Source organism: Kribbella sp. NPDC004875 (assembly GCF_042873375.1).
In the GTDB taxonomy this organism is placed as follows: Bacteria; Actinomycetota; Actinomycetes; order Propionibacteriales; family Kribbellaceae; genus Kribbella.
The window spans coordinates 479,039-499,874 of the sequence record NZ_JBIALI010000004.1 but is presented as its reverse complement, the minus strand read 5'-3'; the positions used below and the strand labels follow the sequence as shown (position 1 = coordinate 499,874).

General features: G+C 69.7%; 13 protein-coding genes. 1 reads left to right on the top strand and 12 read right to left on the bottom strand.

Features of this window, described 5'->3' with window-relative positions; translation table 11 throughout:
• Nucleotides 1-7: 7 nt before the first annotated feature.
• Genes eccD through eccCa form a run of 4 tightly spaced genes read right to left on the bottom strand, consistent with a single transcriptional unit; the run spans nt 8 to nt 6,857 of the window.
• On the bottom strand, nt 8-1,330 hold the full coding sequence (gene eccD / locus ACFYRH_RS24610; protein WP_387779622.1) for a type VII secretion integral membrane protein EccD: 1,323 nt from the start codon (nt 1,328-1,330) through the stop codon (nt 8-10).
• A 28-nt stretch (nt 1,331-1,358) separates the two neighbouring features.
• The gene (locus tag ACFYRH_RS24605; protein ID WP_387779619.1) at nt 1,359-2,411 is read right to left on the bottom strand and encodes a DUF6177 family protein; all 1,053 of its coding nucleotides are present in this window, start codon (nt 2,409-2,411) and stop codon (nt 1,359-1,361) included.
• Between the two features lies 1 nt (nt 2,412).
• Nucleotides 2,413-2,817: a hypothetical protein gene (locus tag ACFYRH_RS24600; protein ID WP_387779616.1), complete on the bottom strand. Its 405-nt coding sequence runs from the start codon at nt 2,815-2,817 to the stop codon at nt 2,413-2,415.
• On the bottom strand, nt 2,814-6,857 hold the full coding sequence (gene eccCa / locus ACFYRH_RS24595) for a type VII secretion protein EccCa (protein WP_387779613.1): 4,044 nt from the start codon (nt 6,855-6,857) through the stop codon (nt 2,814-2,816). Before eccCa ends, ACFYRH_RS24600 begins: the two co-directional genes overlap by 4 nt.
• Before the next feature lie 125 nt (nt 6,858-6,982).
• Between eccCa and ACFYRH_RS24590 the strand changes: the two genes are divergently transcribed.
• Complete coding sequence (locus ACFYRH_RS24590) at nt 6,983-7,867, top strand: hypothetical protein (RefSeq protein WP_387779610.1); 885 nt, start codon at nt 6,983-6,985, stop codon at nt 7,865-7,867.
• A 1-nt stretch (nt 7,868) separates the two neighbouring features.
• On the opposite strand, the gene ACFYRH_RS24585 is transcribed toward ACFYRH_RS24590, so the two are convergent.
• The 8 genes from ACFYRH_RS24585 to uvrA form a co-directional block, all read right to left on the bottom strand.
• A complete protein-coding gene (locus ACFYRH_RS24585; protein ID WP_387779607.1) occupies nt 7,869-8,141 on the bottom strand; it encodes a hypothetical protein in 273 nt (90 codons plus the stop codon).
• A complete protein-coding gene (locus ACFYRH_RS24580) occupies nt 8,142-8,615 on the bottom strand; it encodes a hypothetical protein (protein ID WP_387779604.1) in 474 nt (157 codons plus the stop codon). It lies immediately after the preceding gene.
• Nucleotides 8,615-16,084, bottom strand: a complete 7,470-nt coding sequence (locus tag ACFYRH_RS24575; protein ID WP_387779601.1) for a toxin glutamine deamidase domain-containing protein — start codon at nt 16,082-16,084, stop codon at nt 8,615-8,617. The genes ACFYRH_RS24580 and ACFYRH_RS24575 overlap by 1 nt, the downstream gene beginning before the upstream one ends.
• Before the next feature lie 72 nt (nt 16,085-16,156).
• Nucleotides 16,157-16,441 carry a hypothetical protein gene (locus ACFYRH_RS24570; protein WP_387779598.1) on the bottom strand — a complete coding sequence of 95 codons (285 nt, stop codon included), beginning with the start codon at nt 16,439-16,441 and terminating at the stop codon, nt 16,157-16,159.
• Nucleotides 16,438-16,806, bottom strand: coding sequence for a DUF6507 family protein (locus ACFYRH_RS24565; RefSeq protein ID WP_387779595.1), 369 nt, complete (start codon nt 16,804-16,806; stop codon nt 16,438-16,440). Before ACFYRH_RS24565 ends, ACFYRH_RS24570 begins: the two co-directional genes overlap by 4 nt.
• Nucleotides 16,807-16,900: 94 nt before the next feature.
• Complete coding sequence (locus ACFYRH_RS24560; protein ID WP_387779592.1) at nt 16,901-17,206, bottom strand: hypothetical protein; 306 nt, start codon at nt 17,204-17,206, stop codon at nt 16,901-16,903.
• Nucleotides 17,207-17,220: 14 nt separating this feature from the next.
• Nucleotides 17,221-17,559, bottom strand: a complete 339-nt coding sequence (locus tag ACFYRH_RS24555; RefSeq protein ID WP_387779589.1) for a hypothetical protein — start codon at nt 17,557-17,559, stop codon at nt 17,221-17,223.
• A gap of 205 nt (nt 17,560-17,764) precedes the next feature.
• Complete coding sequence (gene uvrA / locus ACFYRH_RS24550; protein WP_387779586.1) at nt 17,765-20,791, bottom strand: excinuclease ABC subunit UvrA; 3,027 nt, start codon at nt 20,789-20,791, stop codon at nt 17,765-17,767.
• Nucleotides 20,792-20,836 lie beyond the last annotated feature (45 nt).

Here is a 20,836-nt window from a genome sequence, read left to right as displayed (position 1 = left end):
CCGAACGTCAGAACGCGTGCAGCAACTTGGAGTAGACGCCGAACACACCCAGCGCCAGCGGGACCGTCGCGATGATGGCCCCGACCTCAAGATAGTCGAGCAGCTGCGTGAGCCGCGCACGGACGTGCTCGGCCGGTGCGAAACTGAGACCGATCGCGCTGAACATCGCGACGAACACCAGCAGTCCGAGCGCGATGAACGCGCCGCCCTGCCCGTTCACCGCGGCGATCAGCACGCACCCGGAGACGATCGTGAACGCCGAGGCGAACAGCACCGCGACCTCGCTGACCAGCGGGTACATCCGGGACCGCGACGCCAGCAGGAACGCCAGGACGAGCGCCAGCGCCACCGCCCATGGACCGCCTGCCTGCAGCAGCATGATTCCGGCCACCGCCGTCGACACCGCGATCGGCACGGTCGCCAGCGCGAGCCCGAGGTGCGCCGCGTTCAGCGCGCTCTGTACGTCGCCGCGCATGATCTCCCCGCCCGACGCGCGCTTGTCGTCGAGACCGGACAGCCCCGACAACGCCAGCGCCATCCGCGGCAGCAGCCCGAGCAGGAGCACCGCCAACAGTCCCGCGAGCGCACCGGTCCGATCCATCGGTAGGTCGGTCCCGGCACCGATCATCCACACCGCGACGAACAGCACCGCCGTCGCGCTCGCGACCACTCCGCCGCCGGCGACCCCGGCAGCCGCATAGAACATGGGCCCGAACGCCAGGCAGAGCGCACCGATCGTGATGACCAGCCCGATCTCCCAGTCCGCCGTCAATCCCCAGAAACCGACCGCCAGCGCGAGCAGCACCGTCGCCACCGTGACCAGCGGGACCGCGACGAGCTTGTTGCCACTGCGGCCGAGCGCGATGCCGATGAAGCCGGCGATCACCGCGACCATCAGCAGGATCGCCGAGGTGACGCCGTGCGGAGCGGCCACCAGCAGGGAGATCGCGCCGGCGATGAGCGAGAACACCAGACCGGCCCCGGCCAGGATCTGGCGGTGCTTCGGCTTGAACGCCGACCCGCGGCGCTTCAGGTCCTCGACGGCCTCCTCGGTCACGTCGTACACGGTCGGCGGCGGCGGCAGTTCGCCTTCCGCCGCGAGACGCAGTACCGCGCCGTCGATGATCTGCGCCGACGAGAGCGTGCCTTCCGGGGGCACCAGGACGCCGGTCGCGGTGGTCAGGAACCGTCGCTGCGGGGTCTGCTGCATCGGCTCGTCCAGCATCCGCAACAGGTCCGGGAGCAGTACGCCGAGCGGCTCGTCCGCCGGCAACACCGCGTCCAGGCGCCGGCGCTCGCCGATCACCGTCACCCGGCTGTAGGTGCTCATCCCTGACTTCTCCCGTTCTCGTCGTTCGTCATCTCTTGGCCACCGACGCAGCGTCGGCGGGGATGAGGCTCTTCATCAGCTCGGTGTAGATGTCCCAGTCCCGCGGGTTCCGGCCGTCACCGATCGGGTACCAGATCGCGGGTGTGTGCGCCGGCCCGATCGCCAGCGCACGCTCGCCGCCCTTCAGGCTGAGCATCTTGTCGAGGGTGTTGGCCTGGACGGCCTCGTTCCCGGCCGCCATCCCGATCGGGCAGCTCATGCCGACGAAGCGCGGCCGGTAGGTCCCATCCGCCTCGCCGAACGCACCGACGACCATCGCCGACACCAGCTCGAGGTGATCGGCGATGTCGTCGATCCATTCGCCGACCAGGTTCAGGTTCGGGAACTCCATGCCGGACTGGGCGACGGACAGCGTGAGCGTCTCGTCGACGCCGGACTTCACCCGGCGTACCTCCAGCGTGCCGACCGCCGGCGCGAACTCGGCACCCGGCTGACCGGACACGACCAGCCAGGTCGGGCTCGGCGCCCGGTCCCGGCAGTACTCCGTCAGCGCTTCGCGGCTCCATGGCTGGGTGACCGGCTCCGACGTCGACCAGCCGGCCGGACCGCTGCCGGTGGTCTTGGTGAACAGTCGGTCGGCCACCTCACCGAGCAGCAGGTTGTCGACCGGCTTGTGCCGGACCCGCACGGTGAACTGCAGGTGGCCGAAGAGCTCTTCCTCGACGACGTAGTCCGGGTGCATGTCCGACGTCGGCTGATCGGGTACCGCCGGCGCCGCGGCGAGGAACTGGTCACCGTTCCACCTCAGCCGGATGCCGTTCAGCCCGTCGTAGTACTCGCCGTCGTCGCCGGTCACGACCCATCGCGAGAGGGCGCCCCGGAACAGTCCCGACCGCACCGGCCAGGTGAGCCGGGAGTGCTTCGGCGTGACCAGCTGGACGTCCCGGTTCTCCACCCGCGCCGACGTCAGCGCGTCGCTGAGCCAGGCCGACATGCCGATCACCGGGCGGTCCTGCATCACCACCGCGACGCGGTCGGTGATCAGATCGACGCCCGGGCTGAAGATCAGTTCGTTCGGCATGTCAGTTGGTTCCCTCGTTCGTGCCCATCGGTAGCTCGTCCTCGGCGGTCCGGACACCTTCGGAGGTCCAGACCTTGCCGCCGAGCCGCTTGATCAACGTCGCCGCGTATTTCTCGGCGAGCTCACGGGCACCGTCCCGCGCCGTCGCGCGGATCTCCACCCACCACGCCGGTGTCTCCACCGCGCCGACCGACGTACCGAGCATCCGCTCGACCTCGCCCGGCACCTGGATCAGCAACGGGAGCTCGATCGACACCAGCGGCAGGTTGTCGTCGCCGCACAGCTGGACGACCGCACCGCCGCTGACCGCGCGGACGCCGAGTGACTCCCCCGCGGCGGCCAGACCGGCCAGTACGTCGTCACTCGACGGCCGCCCGTCGACGAGTGCCACCAGGTCGTAGGTCATAACGCTCCTCCACTGCTCTGCTCCGCGGCCGGGACCGGGTTTGCCTGTACCGGATTCGCCGGATCCGCCATTGCCGTCTGGACCAGCACCGGTCCGTCGCCTCGCCGTACGAACAGGCCGCGTCCGGGCGGGTAGTCGCCCGGATACGCGCCGGTGAACAGCTGCCCCTCGCTGCGGTCGCCGGACAGCACCAGACCGGCCGCTCCGGACTCCATCACCGCGGACAGGAACGGCTCGTACATCTGCCGCGACGCACCCGAGGCACGCCGGGTCACGATGAAGTGCAGCTTGATGTCCCGGCCCGCCGCGACGTACGGCAGGAACGCGTCCATCGGCGACTGCCCACCGGACGTCAGCAGATCGTAGTCATCGGCCAGTACGACGATCCGCGGACCGCCCTGCCCCGCCTCCGGGATCTGGCCGGTGTCGTCCGGCATCCGCTTCGCCAGCTCCTGCGACACCCCGTTGGCCAGGCCGGCGGCCATCCGCCCGGTCGGCGCGTAACCGCCGGTGTATGACTCTGGCACGAACTCCCGCAGGCCGCGCCGCGGGTCCATCACCGCGAACACGAGCTGATCGGAGGTGTGCCGCTCGATCAGCTGCTGGGCCACCAGCCGGACGATGTTGGTCTTGCCCGAGCCACTGTCGCCGAACACCACGAGGTTCGTGTCCCGGCCCTCGAGGTCGAGGTACACCGGCGCCAGCGCCCGCTCGTCCACACCGATCGGTACGACGGCCGGCCGCCGTACGTCGTCGCCGACCTGGACCCGCGGCAGCTGCAGCGGCAGGATCCGGACCTGCGGCGCGCGCGGCCCCTGCCAGGTGGACCGGACAGTCAGCGCCTGCGCCTCGAGGACCTCGGACAGGTTCTCGTCGTCCAGTACGCCGTCGACCCGCGGCAGCGCGAACTGCCCGTACAGCTTGCTCCCCGGGACCAGCATCCGGCCCGGACCCGCCTTCCGCAGTACCTCCTGCAGGCGCCGGTCGATGTTGGAGTCCGACGGGTCGTTCAGCCGCAGCTCGAGCATCGTGCCGAACATCGACTGGTTCTGCATCCGGACGTCGTTCCAGCGCATCATCGACGCCACCACGTGCACGCCGTAGCTGCTGCCCCGCTGCAGGATGTCGGTGAGCGGCTCGTCCAGTTCGTCGAACGTGGTCCGGATCGCGCCGTAGTTGTCGATCACCAGGACGACGTCGGCCGTCGGGAGCTCCGGGATCGCGCCCGCCGCGTGGTCCTTGCGGAGCGCCTCCATGGTGTCGATCGCGTGGTTGCGGAAGATCCGCTCACGCTGGTCGATCATCCCCCGGATCTCCTCGACCGTCCGCCGGATCCGCTCCCGGTCGGTGCGGAGCGCGACGCCACCGACGTGCGGCAGCTCGGACAGCGCCTGCATACCGCCACCGGCCAGGTCGAGCGCGTAGATCGCGACCTCCCGCGGCGTGTGCGTGTGCGCCAGCGAGGTCACCAGCGTCCGCAGCGCAGTCGTCTTTCCGGAGGCCGGACCGCCGACGATCGCAGCGTGACCGCCCGCCCGGGTCAGGTCGAGCCGGAACACTTCCTGGCGCTGGTTCGCGGGATCGTCCACAACACCCACGGGCGGCATCATCTGCGGCGACCTGACCGCCAGCTGCAGGCCACGGCCGTTCACGAAGTCCGCTCGTCCGCCCAGACCGTCCAGGGTGCAGGCAGTCGGTAGCGGCGGCAGCCAGATCTTCAGGACCTGCTGAGCGGCCTTGCGGACCTGGTCGACGAACACGTTCAGCTCGGTCGGCCCCGTCGTACGCTCCGTCGCCTTCATCTCGACCGGCTTGGCGGCGTCCAGTTCCGTCTGGGACAGCTGGTACGGCGGTAGCTCGTGCGGCCGGACGTCTTCGTGGTCCTCCTCCAGGACCGCGTCGTTCGGCGGCACGTACGCACCGGACACGTACGCGGCGCGGAACCGCTGGTACACGCTGGTGTCGACCTTCAGGAACCCGAAGCCCGGCAGCGGCGGCAAGTGGAACGCGTCGGTGGTGTCCAGCACAGTGCGGCTCTCCTCCTCGGAGAACGTCCGCAGACCGAGCCGGTACGACAGGTAGGTCTCCAAACCGCGCAGCTTGCCCGACTCGACCCGCTGACTCGACAGCAACAGGTGCACACCGATCGACCGGCCGATCCGGCCGATCGACAGGAACAGGTCGATGAAGTCCGGCCGCTCGTTCAGCAGCTCACCGAACTCGTCGATGATCACGAACAAGTGCGGCAGCGGCGCCATCTCCGGCCGCTGCTGACGGAGCAGCCGGTAGTCGGTGATGTTCGCGATGTTGCCGGCGTCCTTCAGTGCCTGCTGGCGGCGCAGCACCTCACCCTCGAGGCTCTTGTACGCCCGCTCGATCAGGCTGGCGTCGTCACGCAGGTTGGTGATGATGCCCGCGACGTGCGGCACCCGCTCGAACGGCGCGAACGACGCGCCACCCTTGAAGTCGACCAGCACGAACGACAGGTCCTCGGGACTGTGGGTGGCCATCAACGCCATCACCATCGTCCGCAGTACTTCGGACTTACCGGAACCGGTCGCACCGACGCAGAGCCCGTGCGGCCCCATACCGAGCTGCGCGGACTCCTTCAGGTCGACCAGTACGACCTCCCCGGTGTCGTCCACGCCGAGTGGGACACGCAGGAACGTCCGCTCCGAGCGCGGCTGCCACAGGTGGTTGAAGTCCAGCCGGGCGACGTCGTTGATGCCGATCAGACCCATGAAGTCGACGTCGTCGGTCTGGCCGTCCTCCTCCAGCGACTCCGCGGACAGCCGCACCGGCGCGAGCTCCCGGGCGATGCCCTCGGCGGTCGCGGCCTCGGTCTTGTCCACCTGACCGCTGGCGACCATCGGGTACGCCCCGCGCAGGTCCTCGATCCGGACCTGGTCACCGAAGACCGTGATCCGCATCGTCACCGAGCTCGGCTCCTGCAGCCGGTCGGCGACCAGGTGCAGCACGGTCACCCCGAGTTCACCCGGGACGAGCGAGTCGTCGGCCTGCGGGCGGACCTCGGCGGAGACATCGCCGTACGTGTCGTGCAGCACGAGCAGGCGGCGGGTCAGCTTGCGGCGGTCCTCGAAGTCCACGGACCCGCGGCGCGACTCGGTCGCCCACTGGACGCGCTCGCCCAGATCGTCGGCGAGCAGCTGCGACAGCTCCCCCGGCGTCTCCGCGATCCGCCGGAACGGTATCGGGCCCTGCCGGCGCTCGGTGTCCTGGACGTGCGGGAGCCAGTTCATCCACTGCCAGTCCGACATCGCCTGCGGCGGGAAGGCCGCGGCGATCGAGACGTCCTCCGGCGCGTGGAACACCGCCGTCTGGAGGAGCAGCGAGCGGGCCACCCGGACCACACCCTCGCGATCGCCCACGATGCTGACGTTGCCGACGTGATCCAGCGGGACGGTCAGCGGCATCTCGGGCATCTCGGTGAAACGTCGTACCAGCGCGTTCGCCTCGGCCATCATGAACTGGTCCGGCGGTTCCATCGCCGAGCCGCCCTGACCGACCATCGCCGGGACGACCGGGACCCGTCCGCTGCCACACCGCGGCTGCAGGAAGTCACTGTCCGTACGGCGCCGCTCCCAGAGCCGGGACACGTCCGCGACGCAGTCCAGCAGCGCGTCCGGCGGCGGATTCAGCTCGAGCGCCTGCGCGCGCGCCGTACGCTCGGACTTCACGAAGTCGTCGCGCATCCGCTCCAGGTAGTCGAGGTACCGGGTGCGCTGGTTCTTCCGATCCTTGCCACCCCTGCCGCGGGAGGTGATCATGCCGCCGATCGAGCCGAGCAGCGTCAGCGCGAGCAGGCCGACGCCGACCATCACCATCGGGCCGGAGCGGCCCATCGTCATCATCGCGACCGATCCGAGGCTGCCCACCATCGGCAGCAGCATCTGCATCGCACCGCCGCCACCTCCGCCGCCACTGCCACCGAGGCTCGGTGCCGGCTCGATCACGCGCTGCTGCTGGACGCCCGGGGCTGGGGTGCGCCGCGCCGGGCGGTGCACGATCCGGCTTGCCACTAAGGTTTTCCTCCGCTGGGCCAGCCCGCGTTCGCGCGGGGGACTTCGTACTTCTTACCGACGGATGTGCGAGACACTGTAATGGTGGGTGAGGTCATCGGATGACAAGGACAGACGATTCCACCGTGGTCGAAATGATTGCGGACATGGCGCCGATCTGGTTGCCGGGCTGCGTTGTGGACGTCGCACAACGCACGGTCGAAGTGGGCTGGGGACGCGGCGCGCTGCAGATGTCCGCGGTGGTGGGGGTCGGTGAGATCGTTGATCGTTGCCTCCAGCTACCAACGGCCCGCTGGCCGGAACAGATCGAGGCCTGGCTGCACGCGGTCGTCGCCGAGGGCGAGCTCGCCACCGAGGAACACCGCTTCGGCGACGTCGCGGAACGGCAACGCGCCGTGCTCGTCCAGCGCGGCTGGTCGGCCCGTACCGCCGGACCGGTCGCCGACGCGCTCATCCCCTTCGGCGACCACTTCGAGGTCGTGGTGTTCGTGGGCACCGGCAACGAGTTCCGCCGGCTGACCGTGGTCCGCCGATCGATGCTCGGGCTCGGCGATCCCGGCGTACCGTCGCCGGTCCAGCTGAGTCTCGCCGACATCTCCACGCTGGTGCCGCGCGAGCAGGACGGTATCTCGGTCCTCGCCCGAGCGGACGATCCGCTGGTCTCGATGGCCGTCGTCGACCGGGAGAACTTGTTGCCGCAGGCATCGACGGGAGCCGGCGTGCTGATCGGCGTACCGCGGCTGAGCATGGTTGCCTACTGCCCCGCCGACGCCGGCCAGGAACGCGCCGACACGCTGGCCCGCTGGATCGCCGACAGCTACCGTGACGCACCGGACCAGTGCTCGCCGGACCTGTACTGGCTGCAGGGCGACCAGATGGTGCAGGTGCCCGTCACCCTCAGCACTCCGCCGACCGCTCTGTTGCCCGCGGCACTCAAACCCCAGCCTCGCCGGACCTGGCTGCGGTACCTGTTCGGTCGCCAGTCCGGTGACCTCGGTCGCTCGCACTGAACTACTTCTTCGGAGAAGGGCTGACCGGACCGGACGTCGTCGTGGTGGGAGCCGGCTGCTGCTCCTTCTCCTTCGCCTGCGACGACTTGAAGTACGACACCCCGGCGCAGCCCGCACAGGCCAGCGCCGCGATCATCACACTCGCCAGCACCCGCCCGGTCGCCTCGTTCAGGGTGTTCTTCGCGCGCTCCGCGCCGAACAGCCACGCCTCGCGCAGGCGCCGACGCCGTACCGCGACCGACTCGATGACCTGCGTTCCGTACGTCCCGGACACTCAGACCTCCTGACCCGCGACGACCCACGGGCGCCATTGCTCGGCGTCCGGCGCGTCAACCGTCGTACCCGCCGGGAACTCGTGCACGCCCCGCCCCGGCCGGTACGCCGCGACGAGGACATCCAGGTCGTGGCACAACAGCATCGGTACGTCGGGGCGCGCAGCAACCAGCCGGTCGAACACCAACCGGGCCTCGTGCCGCTGGACGGCTTCGTCGCGCCCGAGCCAGATCTCGATCTCGATCGGGTAGTGGTCGGTCGCCTGGGCGCCCTCCTCCACCACCAGGTCGTTCGGCTGCACGATGTAGCCGAGGACGCCGTCGACCGTCGCGGCCGGGCCGCGCAGTCCGAACTCGTCCGGCCCGGCACCCGAGGTGTCCGGGATCGGCTCCAGCCCGAGGAGCTCCTGGAGCCTGGCCGCTTCCTCTTCAGCCGTCGCGGACGACTGCAGGAAGATGTTCTCCTGCTCGGACATCAGCCCCTCCTCTCGTAGGTGATCATCCGGCCGTCGGCCAGGATCACGTGCAGTTTCGCAGGCCGGCGGTCGTTCAGCCGCTCGTGACTCGCGTACGCCCGGTCGACCATCTCCTCGGTCAACCCCACGTTGCGGCCGTCGATCACCGCCTCGCCGTCGGCCTCCGGGACCTGCTTCGCGGCCTTCTTGATGTTCCGCCGGATCGCGCTCGGCTCGCCGCTCTCCAGCGTCTTGAACTCGGTGATCAGACCGTCGTCGACAGGACTCTTCCGCACCATCGACTCCGGGTTGCGCATCTTCTGCTTCGAGTCGTCCTGCTTGCGGGCGTCCACCCGCCAGCCCTCCTCCTCGAGCCGATCCGCGATCTCCCGCTCCTTCGGCTGGAACTGCCCGTCCGGATCATGCACGCTGGGCGCCCACTCGTCCCCGAGCGCCTTGTGATGAAAGGCCGGATCGAACCCAGCCTTCCCACTGACCCCGAACTGCGGATCACTGGCCCGCCACTCCTGCCCCGCACCTGCCGCGCCACTAGCTCCCGGCCCGTCGGTCGCGCGCGGTCCGCCGGTCGTGCCGGTGCCCTCGGTCGTGCCGGTGCTCGGCCCATCACCCGCCGCGCCCTGCGACTCCGACTGCCCAGGACCCCGGTCCTCCGGAGCCCCGCCGTACCGCGGCTCGCCCTGACCCGCATCTCCACGGGCCGGCTCACCCGCATGCGGCGCCCCGCCGTACGGTTCGCCGGCGTGAGGTGCACCGCCGTACGGTGCCTCGCCACCCGGCCGCTGACCGCCGTACGGCGACTCGTTCGGCGTATGACGTCCCGTCGGACCAAAGCCCCGCGGGTCGTACGCCTGCCGCGGATCGTAACCAGGCTGCCCCGGCTGCTGGAACGGCTGCTGATGCGGCTGATACGGATCCGGCTGCCGCGGGTCGTACCCAGGCTGCTGGCGCGGATCGTAACCAGGCCGCTGGCGCGGGTCGTAATCAGGCTGCTGGCGCGGGTCATGCCCCGGCTGCTGCACCTGCCGCGGATCGGACCCGGGCTGCTGCCGCGCCTCATAACCTGGCTGCTGCGGCTGCCGCGGGTCATACCCCGGCTGATGCGCACCCGGCGTACGCGGATCCCACCCAGGCGCCTGCCCCGGCTGCTGATGCTGCCCCGGAGGCCCGTAATCCGGCTCCGGATGATGCCCAGTAGGCCCAAACCCTGGCTGCTGCGGCTGCCGCGGGTCGTAACCGGACTGCTGCGGCCGCTGGTCGTAGCCCGGCTGCTGGCGCGGATCGTAACCAGGCTGCTGGCGCGGGTCGTAGGCCGCCTGCCGCGGCTGACGCGGGTCATGGTTCGGCGGCCCGAACTGACCAGGCTGCTGCGCCGGGTAACCACCCGGCTGCTGACCGCCCCGCGGACCGACCTGTCCCTCCGCCTGCCGACTACCCGGCCCGAAGTCGCTCTCCGGGTGATACCCCGGATGCTGCGGCCCGAACGACCCCTGCCCCGGCCCATACGGCTGCCGCGGCTGCCGCGGGTCATACTCCGGCTGATGCGCACCCGGCCCATAGGCCTGATTCGGCTGCCCAGGCTGCCCAGGCTGCCCCGGCCCATACGGCCGACCTGACGTGTGCGGCTGACCCGGCCGCCCCGGTCCGAACGGCTCGCCTGGCTGACCCGGACCGTACTGCTGAGGCTGACCCGGCGCGTGCGGCTGCCCCGGCTGCCCCGGACCAAACGGTTGGTTCGGCTGACCGGGACCGTACGGCTGCTGCGGCTGACCCGGCGAATGCGGCTGACCCGGCGAGTGCGGCTGACCCGGTCCGAACGGTTGGTTCGGCTGACCGGGACCGTACGGCTGCTGCGGCTGACCCGGCGAATGCGCCTGACCCGGCGAGTACGGCTGACCCGGCTGGCTCGGCTGACCCGGTCCGAACGGCTGGTTCGGCTGACCGGGACCGTACGGCTGCTGCGGCTGACCAGGCGAATGCGGCTGACCCGGGCCGTACTGCTGCGGCTGACCCGGTGCGTGCGGCTGGCCTGGCTGACCCGGGCCGTAGGACTGGTTCGGCTGTCCCGGGCTGTAGGGCTGGTGGGGCTGATTCGGGGTGTGCGGCTGCTGGGGCTGGCCTGGGCCGAACGGGGTCTCGGGCGGCTGGCCAGGCGTGCGCGGTTGTCCCGGGCCGTATGGCGGCTGGCTCGGGCTATGCGTCGGCTGACCGGGACCGTACGACGGCTGCGGCTCGGCTGCACTGTGTTGCGGGCGCGGCATCGGCGGTGGGGCCGGCGTGTGGGGCTGCGGCGGGGTCCACGGTTGTGGACTCCGGTCGAACGGGTTGTACGGGCTCTGCGGCGACGGGGTCCGCGTCGGCCGCTCGAGGACGATCGGGTCGGGGAAGTCGGGTGACACCTCGCTCGGACCACCGTGGTCGCGGACGTGGATGTGCCAGATGCCGGTCTCCTCGTCCTTCACCATGCGGGTCGGGTAGAACGGCGTGTGGGGCCCGTGGACCACTTCGTCGATCCCGACCGCAGGGTCCCGCATGAACGACAGGTCCTTGCCGTGGCGTGAGTCGATGTGCAGTACGACCCGACCGGCGGAGTACTTCCCGCCACTGAAGTCTTCCGCGCCCTCCGCACCCTTCGCGGAGTGCGTGAACGCGGGCTCCTTCGCGGTCTGCCCCGGCCGGTACCGGTTCAGGAACGCCTCGAACTCGTCCACCGAATCGAAACTCAACCCACGCTGGATCTCGCCGTGGAAATCGGGCAGCTTGTTCAGCGTGGACGCCGCCACGCGGGCGACCGGGTTCTGCTCGACCGACCGATCGCCGGCCCGGAACGCGTCGTTGATGTCCTGATGGTCGTGACCGATCAGCATCCGCTCGAGCGAGGTCACCTCGGTCTCGGTGAGCGCGTTCGGATCCCCGACCTGCCGGCCGAGGCGCTCGCGAATCTCCGCGAGCTTCCCGGCGTGCATTCCACCCTTCTGCGCCAGCGCCCGGTGGTCCGCCTCCGAAGCCCGGAACCCCCGATCCGCCAACTCCGACCCCGAGAACGGATCCTCCCCGTTCCCGTGATGCCCGCCGTACTCCCCACCATCACGCCCACGAGGCGCGTGCGTCTCGGGCGCGTGCGAGCCCGGGGTGTGCGCCTCCGGAGCGTGCGAATCCGGGGTATGTGACTCGGGAGCATGCGTCCCGGGGCCGTTCGCCTCCGGTGCGTGCGTCTCGGGCGTGTGCGAGCCGGGGGTGCGCGAGTCGGGAGCATGCGTGCCCGGAGTGTGCGCCTCCGGTGCATGCGTCTCGGGCGTGTGCGAGTCGGGGGTGCGCGAGTCCGGAGCATGCGTCCCCGGAGTGTGCGCCTCCGGCGTATGCGATCCCGGGGTGTTTGCCTCGGGGGTATGCGAGCCAGGCGTGCGCGAGTCGGGAGCATGCGTCCCCGGAGTGTGCGCCTCCGGCGTATGCGAGCCCGGGGTGTTTGCCTCGGGAGTATGCGAGCCAGGCGTGCGCGAGTCGGGAGCATGCGTGCCCGGAGTGTGCGTCTCCGGCGTGTGCGAGCCCGGGGTATGTGACTCGGGAGCATGCGTGCCCCGGATGCTCGACTCCGGCGTCTGCGTCCCCGGGGTGTGCGAGTCAGCGTGTGTGCCCGGCGTAGCCGTCACTGGCTCGTGGGAGTCCGGCGTGTGCGTGCTCGGGGTCTGCGACTCCGGCGTGTGCGTGCTCGGGGTCTGCGACTCCGGCGTGTGCGAGCTCGGTGTGTGTGACTCGGGGGCGTGCGTCTCCGGCGTACGTGAGCCCGGAGTATGCGACTCCGGGGCGTGCGTGCCCGGCGTGCCCGTCCCCGGCGTCTGCGTGCCTGGCGTGTGCGTCCCCGGCGTACCCGTCCCCGGCGTGCTTGAGCCCGGTGTGTGCGAGCTCGGCGTAGCGGGCTCTGGGGAGTGCGTGGGGGCGTCGCCGGCGTGGGTGCCTGGGGTGGCCGAGTCTGGGTTGGGAGTGTGGGAGGGGTTGGGGAGGTCCTTGGGGGGTGGGACGTAGTGGGGTGGGGTGTGGGGGTCGGCGGGGACGCCTTCCCAGTGGCCGCCGCGTTCGCGGACGGCGAACTGCATCTCGGTGATGTGGACGTCGCGGCTGTTGCCGTTCGCGTCGACGTACTTGTACGGGTTGTCGAACGACCCGTCGCCGTGGAACGGCTGGTGCACCAGCCCACCCGGCGGCTGACTGTCGACGATCCGTACGACGCCGGCGTCGTCGACGAACGCGTTCAGTACGTGCCCACCGCCCGGGATGTTCGGGTTCCCCGAGTGCCAGCGGACGAACAGGTTCGCGTGCGTGCCCGGCGGCCGCCCGTCCAGCGCGTCGTGGACGGTGCGGAACGCGTTCTCGGTGAACTCGCTCGGGTTCAGGTTCGAGCGTTCGATCGCCAGCTTGTGGCCCGGCTTGAAGTCCTTCAGGCCCATCCATTCCAGCGTCGGCTCGCGCATCTCGCCGGCCGCGAGGCGCCGCCCGTTGGCCAGCTCCGGTACGTCGCCGTTCAGGATCGCCGCCGTCTTGCGCGAACAGTCCGCGCAGTTCATCCGGAACTCGGGTCCCCGGTCGTGGTCCGGGTTCACATGCCGTACCCAGTCCCGAATGCTGCCCTCGGGCGGTGGGTCGATCGTCGAGCGCAAGATCTGGCGACGGGGATCGTGCGGGTCGCGCGGCAGGAAGTTCTGCCCGTCGACCTGGGTGTCGTTCGGGTTGGCGTTCGGGTCCTGCGGGCGGTTCGGGTCCGAGTGCGGCGGGTACGGACGCTCGGCCGGCGCCTGCTCGCGCAGGTACTCCGGCTTCATCCGGTCGATCTCTTCCTGCCGCACCTTCGGGTCGTCGTACTTCGGGTCGTTCGCGTCGTCGTGCGGGCGCCGCGGCTCGTCGGGACGCGACTCGTGCCCCGGACGGTTCGGCTGGTTCGGCTCGCGCGGTACGTCGCGATGCCCGCCCGGCGTGGCATGACCAGGCACCCCAGGGTGCACCGCCGGCGGCGCGACGACATCCGGCGTGCGAGTACCCGGCGTGGTGTCCGGCGCATGCGTCGAGTCCGGTGCGTGCGTGGACTCCGGGGTATGCGTCGACTCCGGCGTGTGCGTTCCGGGCTCCGGCGTGCGCGTGGTGCCTGGAGTGTGCGGCTCAGACGTGCGAGTCGTACCCGGCGTATGCGTCTCCGCCTCAGGCGTGTGCGTCGACTCTGGTGTGCGGGTCGACTCGGGCGTACGTGTACCCGGCTCAGGCGTGTGCGTCGAGTTCGGCGTGTGCGTCGACTCTGGCGTGTGCGTGGAGCTCGGTGTGTGCGTCGGCTCAGGCGTGTGCGTGGTGCCCGGGGTACGCGTGCCCGGCTCAGGCGTGTGCGTGGAGTTCGGCGTGTGCGTCGGCTCAGGCGTGTGCGTGGTGCCAGGGGTACGCGTGCCCGGCTCAGGCGTGTGCGTGGTGCTCGGGGTGTGCGTGCCCGGCTCAGGCGTGTGCGTCGTACCCGGGGTGTGCGTCCCCGCCTCGGGCGCGTGCGTCATGGACTCGGGCGTGTGGGTGCCCGGCTCAGGCGTGTGCGTCGAGCTCGGCGTGTGGGTCGACTCGGGCGTGTGCGTGCCCGCTCCAGGCGTATGCGTCGACTCCGGCGTGTGCGTCGCACCGGGAGTGTGCGTGCTCTCCGGTGTGTGCGTCGCGGCCGGCGTGTGCGACTCCGGGGTGTGCGACTCGGGGGTGTGCGTGGGCGTCTCGGGCGTGTGCGTCGTGCCCGGCGAATGCGTCGTCGGCTGACCAGGCGTGTGCGAGCTCGGCGTCCCCGTCCCCGGATCAGCGTGCGACGCAGGCGACGAAGTACCAGGCTCGGCGTGCGACACCGGAGATGTCGGCCCAGGATCCGCATGCGAACCAGGCGACGCAGTCCCCGGATCGGCGTGCGACACCGGCGACGTCGTACCAGGGTCTGCGTGCGATGCGGGAGACGACGTACCAGGATCAGCATGCGACGCAGGAGACGACGTACCAGGATCCGCATGCGACACCGGCGACGTCGTGCCGGGATCCGCGTGGGAGACCGATGGGGTCTCGACCGACGGCGTGTGAACCGACGGGGTCTCGACCGTTGGCGTGTGCGTGCTCGCCGCCGGCACGTGCGGCGTGTCAGGCGTGCTGTGCGACGGTACGTCGACATGCGCGCCCTCGACCGACGGTACGTCGACGCCGACCTTCGGCACGCCCTGCATCTTGAAGGTCTCGCCGACGATCGGGATCTTCGACATCCCGTTGACGACGCTGCCGACCTTCGGGATCTTCGACACCGCGCCGAGCGCCGCGTCGTGCATCGCCGCGCGGGTGACCTGCAGTTTCTCGGCGACTCCGGCGACCTTCGCCACCGTCATGCTGGCCGCACCGAACTTGCCGGCCATCGCCGCGGTCTTGACCGCGCCCGCGCTACCGCCGCTGGCGACCGTCGCGACGATGTTGGTGAGCGCCATCCCGAAGGCCTTGCCCGGGTTCTTGCTCCACTCGTCCCAGGCGACGAACCCCTTGAGCATCTCCTTGCCCATGGTCAGGCCCTGCTTGCCGAACTCCTTCACGGCGTCCGGCCGGGTGTCCAGACCTGTCACGGAGTCGAACGCCGCCCAGGCCAACTGGTACGGGGCGGTCACCACTTGGGCGACCATCATCCCGAGGCCCTTCCAGGAATCCCCCGCCTGCTGCCAGGTCGGCATGTCCCAGCCGAAGGTGCTCTTCATGAAGTCCCGGAGCGGGCCGATCGAGCCCAGCGCCGGCAGTACCGGGATCAGCGTGAGGATGCTCTGCACCGTCTCGCCGACCACCGTCAGCACACCGACGACCGCGTTCACCGGGAACTCGAGGCAGTCCTGCCACCACGGCTTGTCCCGCTCCTCCTCGGTCCCCCACGCGGGCGGATCCGGCTCCTTGTCCTCGTCCGGCTTCGGCGGCGGCGGGTCGCCCTCGCGCTGGCCGGTCTTCACGTCCCAGGGCTTGCCGCCGTACAACCGCGCGATCGCGTTCGCCGCGTTGAAGCAGATGGTCGGCATCTCCTCCTGCATGATGCGCGTGACGTCTTTGACCATCCGGTTGTTGTCATCGATCATCGCCTGATCGTTCTGCCACTCCGGATTGCCGTCCTTGCGGCGGTGCCAGGCGTAGGCCTCGGTGCGGATGTTGGTCAGCTGGGTGATCTTCTCCTGCACCGCGCCGGCCAGGTTCCGCAGGTGGTTCGCGACCTGCGGCAGCGTCGGCCCGAACTCGGTCAACTTGGTCTCGATGATCTGCGTCGAGCCGATCAGGCGATACTTCTCGGGCGCCTGATAGTTGCCGTCCAGGCCCTTGAACGTGCTATTCACGGACTGGCCGAGCTGGGTGAACTTCGGCCCGAGGTCCCGCAGCGCCTGGTCGTGAGCATCGATCGTCTGGACCATCCTGGTCAGATCGGCGATCGGGATGCCTTCGGGTTTGATCATGGCAGCTCAGTCCTCAGTCACACGGGGGTCAACAGGTGCGTCAGGTACGGCGTAGGGCGGCGACGAGCAGCGTCAGGACTGCGCCCGGGCCGCGATCATCGCCTGGTCAAGCGACTGCAGGCTCGGTTGGAACGAACTGATGCCGTGGTCGGCGACCAGGAACATCAGGTTCGAGTAGCCCGGCGGCACGAACACCAGGAACTCCTCGGCCTGGTACGCCGCCCACTCGGCAAGGTCCTCGGGACTCGTGGCGTTGCCAGGCTCCGAGGACTCGGCCGTCAGCCACTCGGCGAGCCGTACCCGCCCTGCCTGGGCGACGTCGTCCGGCACCGTCGATGCCGGGTCCTGGTCCGTCATACGGCCCTGTTCCTTCCTCCTGCGTTGCCGCCGCCCGGCGGATCCGGGATCACGCCGTTCTGTGCGGCCTGCTGCGCACGCAGCGCCATCTCTTCCTGGCCGCCCATGTAGGCCTTCACAGCGTTCTGCGCGCCGGTCACCGAGGCGCCGACCTGCTTCGCCGCGGCCTCGAGGTTCGGGGCCCAGTGCTGGGCGTACTCCCCCAGCGAGGCGGCGACCACCGAGAACATCTGCCAGTTGAGACCCTCCGCGAGCCCCTGCAGCGACGTGCCGTACGTCTTCGCGTAGCCGTCGAACGGCTCAGCGGCCGTCACCGTCTTCTGGAGTACGTCGTTCACGCCCGCGACGTTGATGTCCCAGTCCACTGTCATTCCCTCCGATCAGCCGGATCCGGCCCACAACGAGCCCGGACGCGCCCCGTCAGGGGAACGTCCGGGACGGTGACGCTGGACTCGGCGGTCAGCCGCCGATGTTGTCGACCGCCGCGCCTGCCTTCTTCAAGGTCGCGGCAGCGGTGGCGTCGTTCTGCGCCAGGGTGTCCTTCAGCGACTTGATGATCGCCAGGGTCTGGTCGGCCGCCTTGTTGAAGCGGTCCTCGACACCGCGGTAGTTCTCGGTCACGCCGCTCGCCGACGCGTCCGCCAGCGCGGCGGTCACGTTCTGCTTGTGGGCCGCGATCAGAGCCGAGATCTGGCCGGAGAGGTTGTTGATCGTCGTCTGGACCTCGCCCGAGGCCGCGGTGTCGTAGCTGTTGCGGTTCGCCATTGCGGTTTCCTCTCTCAGCGCTTGCCGAACTTGGCGGCGTTGAAGTCGGCCGCACCCTGGTTCTTCTTCGCGGTGTCCGCCATGTCGCTGTCACCGGTGCGGAAGGCCGTGTCCATGCCGGACTGGCCCTGGTTGATGGCCGCCAGGCCGGCGTTCAGGTCGGCGGCGATCCCGTCGACGTTGCCCTTGAAGGCGTCGAACATCGCCTTGCCGGCGCCGTTCATCTTGCCTTCGAGCGGCTGTGCGGCGGCAACGAGTTGCTTCACCAAGCCGCCGAGGTCCTGGGTTCCGGTCGAGGTCTTCTTGGCCAATTGGCTCAGGGTGTCCTGACCCATGTCCCAGCGTCCGGTCACGATTTCTCCTTCGACAGTGTGGTTGCGCCGCAGCGCAACGATAGTCGGAGAAACAGGTCAATACCTGAATGCCGGCACGGTCCTGGGACCCTTTCGATCACGATCGAAAGGCCCGCGTGACGCGACTGTGAAGTACGCCACGCGGACCTGTCAGAGAGATTGCTTCGAGCAACAACAATTGCCCGATCAGGCAACGATCCCGCGACTAGCCGGCCGTGCGCTTCCGCGCGGTCGCGGTGGTTTTCTTGGCCGCGGTCTTGCGCGCGGGAGCCTTCTTCGCCGCGGCGGCCTTCTTCACTGCTGCCTTCTTCGCCACCGTCTTCTTCGCCGCGGCCTTCTTGGCCGGCAGCGCCTTCGGCGCCGCTTGCCTGGCGCTCGGCTTCGCGGCCCGCCCCTCGAGGATCTCCGCGAGGAACTGACCCGTGTACGACGACGGGTTCGCCGCGACCTCCTCCGGCGTACCTTCCGCGACCAGGGTGCCGCCGCGTCGGCCGCCGTCCGGGCCGAGGTCGATCAGCCAGTCGGCGGTCTTGATGACGTCGAGGTTGTGCTCGATCACCAGCACCGAGTTGCCCTTGTCCACCAGACCGCTCAGGACGCCCAGCAGCTTCCGGATGTCCTCGAAGTGCAGACCGGTGGTCGGCTCGTCCAGCACGTATACCGTGCGGCCGGTCGAGCGTCGCTGCAGCTCGGAGGCCAGCTTGACCCGCTGCGCCTCACCACCGGACAGCGTCGGCGCCGGCTGCCCGAGCCGGACGTACCCCAGACCGACCTCGACCAGCGTCTTCAGGTGCCGCGAGATCGCCGGGATCGCCGCGAAGAACTCGGACGCCTCCTCGATCGGCATGTCCAGCACGTCCGCGACCGTCTTGCCCTTGTAGTGCACCTCGAGCGTCTCGCGGTTGTACCGCGCGCCGTGGCACACCTCGCACGGGACGTAGACGTCCGGGAGGAAGTTCATCTCGATCTTCAGCGTGCCGTCGCCCGAGCAGGCCTCGCAGCGGCCGCCCTTCACGTTGAACGAGAAGCGACCCTGCTGATACCCGCGGACCTTCGCCTCGGGCGTCTCCGCGAACAGCTTGCGGATGTGGTCCCACACCCCGGTGTACGTCGCCGGGTTGGACCGCGGCGTACGGCCGATCGGCGACTGGTCGACGTGGATCACCTTGTCCACGAGGTCCATCCCGGAGATCTTCGTGTGCCGTCCCGGGACCGCGCGGGCGCCGTAGATCTGCCGCGCGAGCGACGTGTAGAGGATGTCGTTGACCAGCGTCGACTTGCCCGAGCCGGACACCCCGGTGACCGCGACGAACACCCCGAGCGGGATGGTCACGTCGATGTCCTTCAGGTTGTTCTGCCGGGCGCCGTACACCGTGAGCTCGCGGCCCTCGGTGAGCGGACGGCGTACCTCCGGGATCGGGATCTCGCGGCGACCGGAGACATAGGCACCGGTGATCGAATCGGGGTGGTTGCGCAGGTCGTCGACCGTGCCGGACACGACCACCTGACCACCGTGCTCACCGGCACCCGGGCCGATGTCGACGACCCAGTCGGCGTGGTCGATGGTGTCCTCGTCGTGCTCGACCACGATCAGCGTGTTGCCGAGCTCCTTCAGCCGGACCAGTGTGTCGATCAGCCGCCGGTTGTCGCGCTGGTGCAGACCGATCGACGGCTCGTCCAGCACATACAGCACGCCGACCAGGCCGGAACCGATCTGCGTCGCCAACCGGATCCGCTGCGCCTCGCCACCGGACAGCGAACCCGCCGGCCGGCTCAGCGCCAGGTAGTCCAGACCGACGTCGAGCAGGAATCGCAACCGCTCGCCGATCTCCTTGACCACCCGCTCCGCGATCTGCTTCTCCCGCGGGGTCAGCTCCATCCGCACGAGGAAGTCGTGCACCTCGTCGATCGACATCGCGCTGATCTCCGCGATGTTCTTCCCGCCGAGGGTGACCGCCAGGGAGATCGGCTTCAGCCGCGCGCCGTTGCAGGCCAGGCACGGCACCTCGCGCATGTACTCCTCGAAGCGCTCCCGCCCGGTGTCGCTGGACGCCTCCGCGTGCCGGCGCTCGACATACGGGATCACGCCTTCGAAGGTCGTGTAGTACGAGCGCTCGCGGCCGTAGCGGTTCTGGTAGGAGACGTGGACCTGCTTGTCGTGGCCGGTGAGCAGCGCCTTCTTGGCCTTCGCCGGCAGCTCACCGAACGGCGTGCTGGTCCGGAACTTCAGGTCCTTTGCCAGCGCCTCGAGCAGCCGCTCGAAGTACTGCGAGACGTTCTGCCCGGCCCACGGCTGGATGGCGCCCTCGTCGAGCGACTTCGACGGGTCCGGGACCAGGAGCTCCGGGTCGACCTCCATCCGCGTGCCCAGACCGGTGCACACCGGGCAGGCGCCGTACGGCGAGTTGAACGAGAACGACCGCGGCTCCAGCTCGTCGATGGCGAGCGGGTGATCGTTCGGGCAGGCGAGCTTCTCGGAGAAGCGGCGCTCGCGGTGCGGATCGTTCTCCGGGAGGTCGACGAAGTCGAGCACGACCAGACCGCTGGCCAGGCCGAGCGCGGTCTCCACCGAGTCGGTCAGCCGCTGCTTCGCGGAGCTCTTCACCGCGAGCCGGTCGACGACGACGTCGATGCTGTGCTTCTTCTGCTTGTCGAGCTTCGGCGGCTCGGTGAGCTGGATCGTCTCGCCGTCGACGCGGGCCCGGGAGAACCCCTGACCGGTCAGCTGGCGGAACAGGTCGACGTACTCCCCCTTGCGGCCGCGGACCACCGGGGCGAGCACCTGGAACCGGGTGCCCTCCTCGAGCTCGAGGACCCGGTCGACGATCTGCTGCGGTGTCTGCCGGGCGATCGGCTCGCCGCACTCGGGGCAGTGCGGCCGCCCGGCGCGGGCGAACAACAGCCGGAGGTAGTCGTAGACCTCGGTGATCGTGCCGACGGTCGAGCGCGGGTTGCGTGAGGTGGACTTCTGGTCGATCGAGACGGCCGGTGACAGCCCCTCGATGAAGTCGACGTCGGGCTTGTCCATCTGCCCGAGGAACTGCCGTGCGTACGCCGAGAGTGACTCGACGTACCGCCGTTGGCCTTCGGCGAAGATCGTGTCGAAGGCCAGGCTGGACTTCCCGGACCCGGACAGGCCGGTGAAGACGATCATGGCGTCCCGCGGCAGGTCGACCGAGACGTCCTTCAGGTTGTGCTCACGCGCTCCGCGCACGATCAGACGGTCAGACACAAGCTCACTCTCAGCCGTTCTCGAGGGGTATCCGGGTGGTTCTCT

Bases quoted from the DNA above. Each gene is read 5' to 3' on its own strand.
- eccD (WP_387779622.1), bottom strand. From the start codon at position 1,330: ATGAGCACCTACAGCCGGGTGACGGTGATCGGCGAGCGCCGGCGCCTG.
- ACFYRH_RS24605 (WP_387779619.1), bottom strand. From the start codon at position 2,411: ATGCCGAACGAACTGATCTTCAGCCCGGGCGTCGATCTGATCACCGAC.
- ACFYRH_RS24600 (WP_387779616.1), bottom strand. From the start codon at position 2,817: ATGACCTACGACCTGGTGGCACTCGTCGACGGGCGGCCGTCGAGTGAC.
- ACFYRH_RS24580 (WP_387779604.1), bottom strand. From the start codon at position 8,615: ATGTCCGAGCAGGAGAACATCTTCCTGCAGTCGTCCGCGACGGCTGAA.
- ACFYRH_RS24575 (WP_387779601.1), bottom strand. From the start codon at position 16,084: ATGATCAAACCCGAAGGCATCCCGATCGCCGATCTGACCAGGATGGTC.
- ACFYRH_RS24570 (WP_387779598.1), bottom strand. From the start codon at position 16,441: ATGACGGACCAGGACCCGGCATCGACGGTGCCGGACGACGTCGCCCAG.
- ACFYRH_RS24560 (WP_387779592.1), bottom strand. From the start codon at position 17,206: ATGGCGAACCGCAACAGCTACGACACCGCGGCCTCGGGCGAGGTCCAG.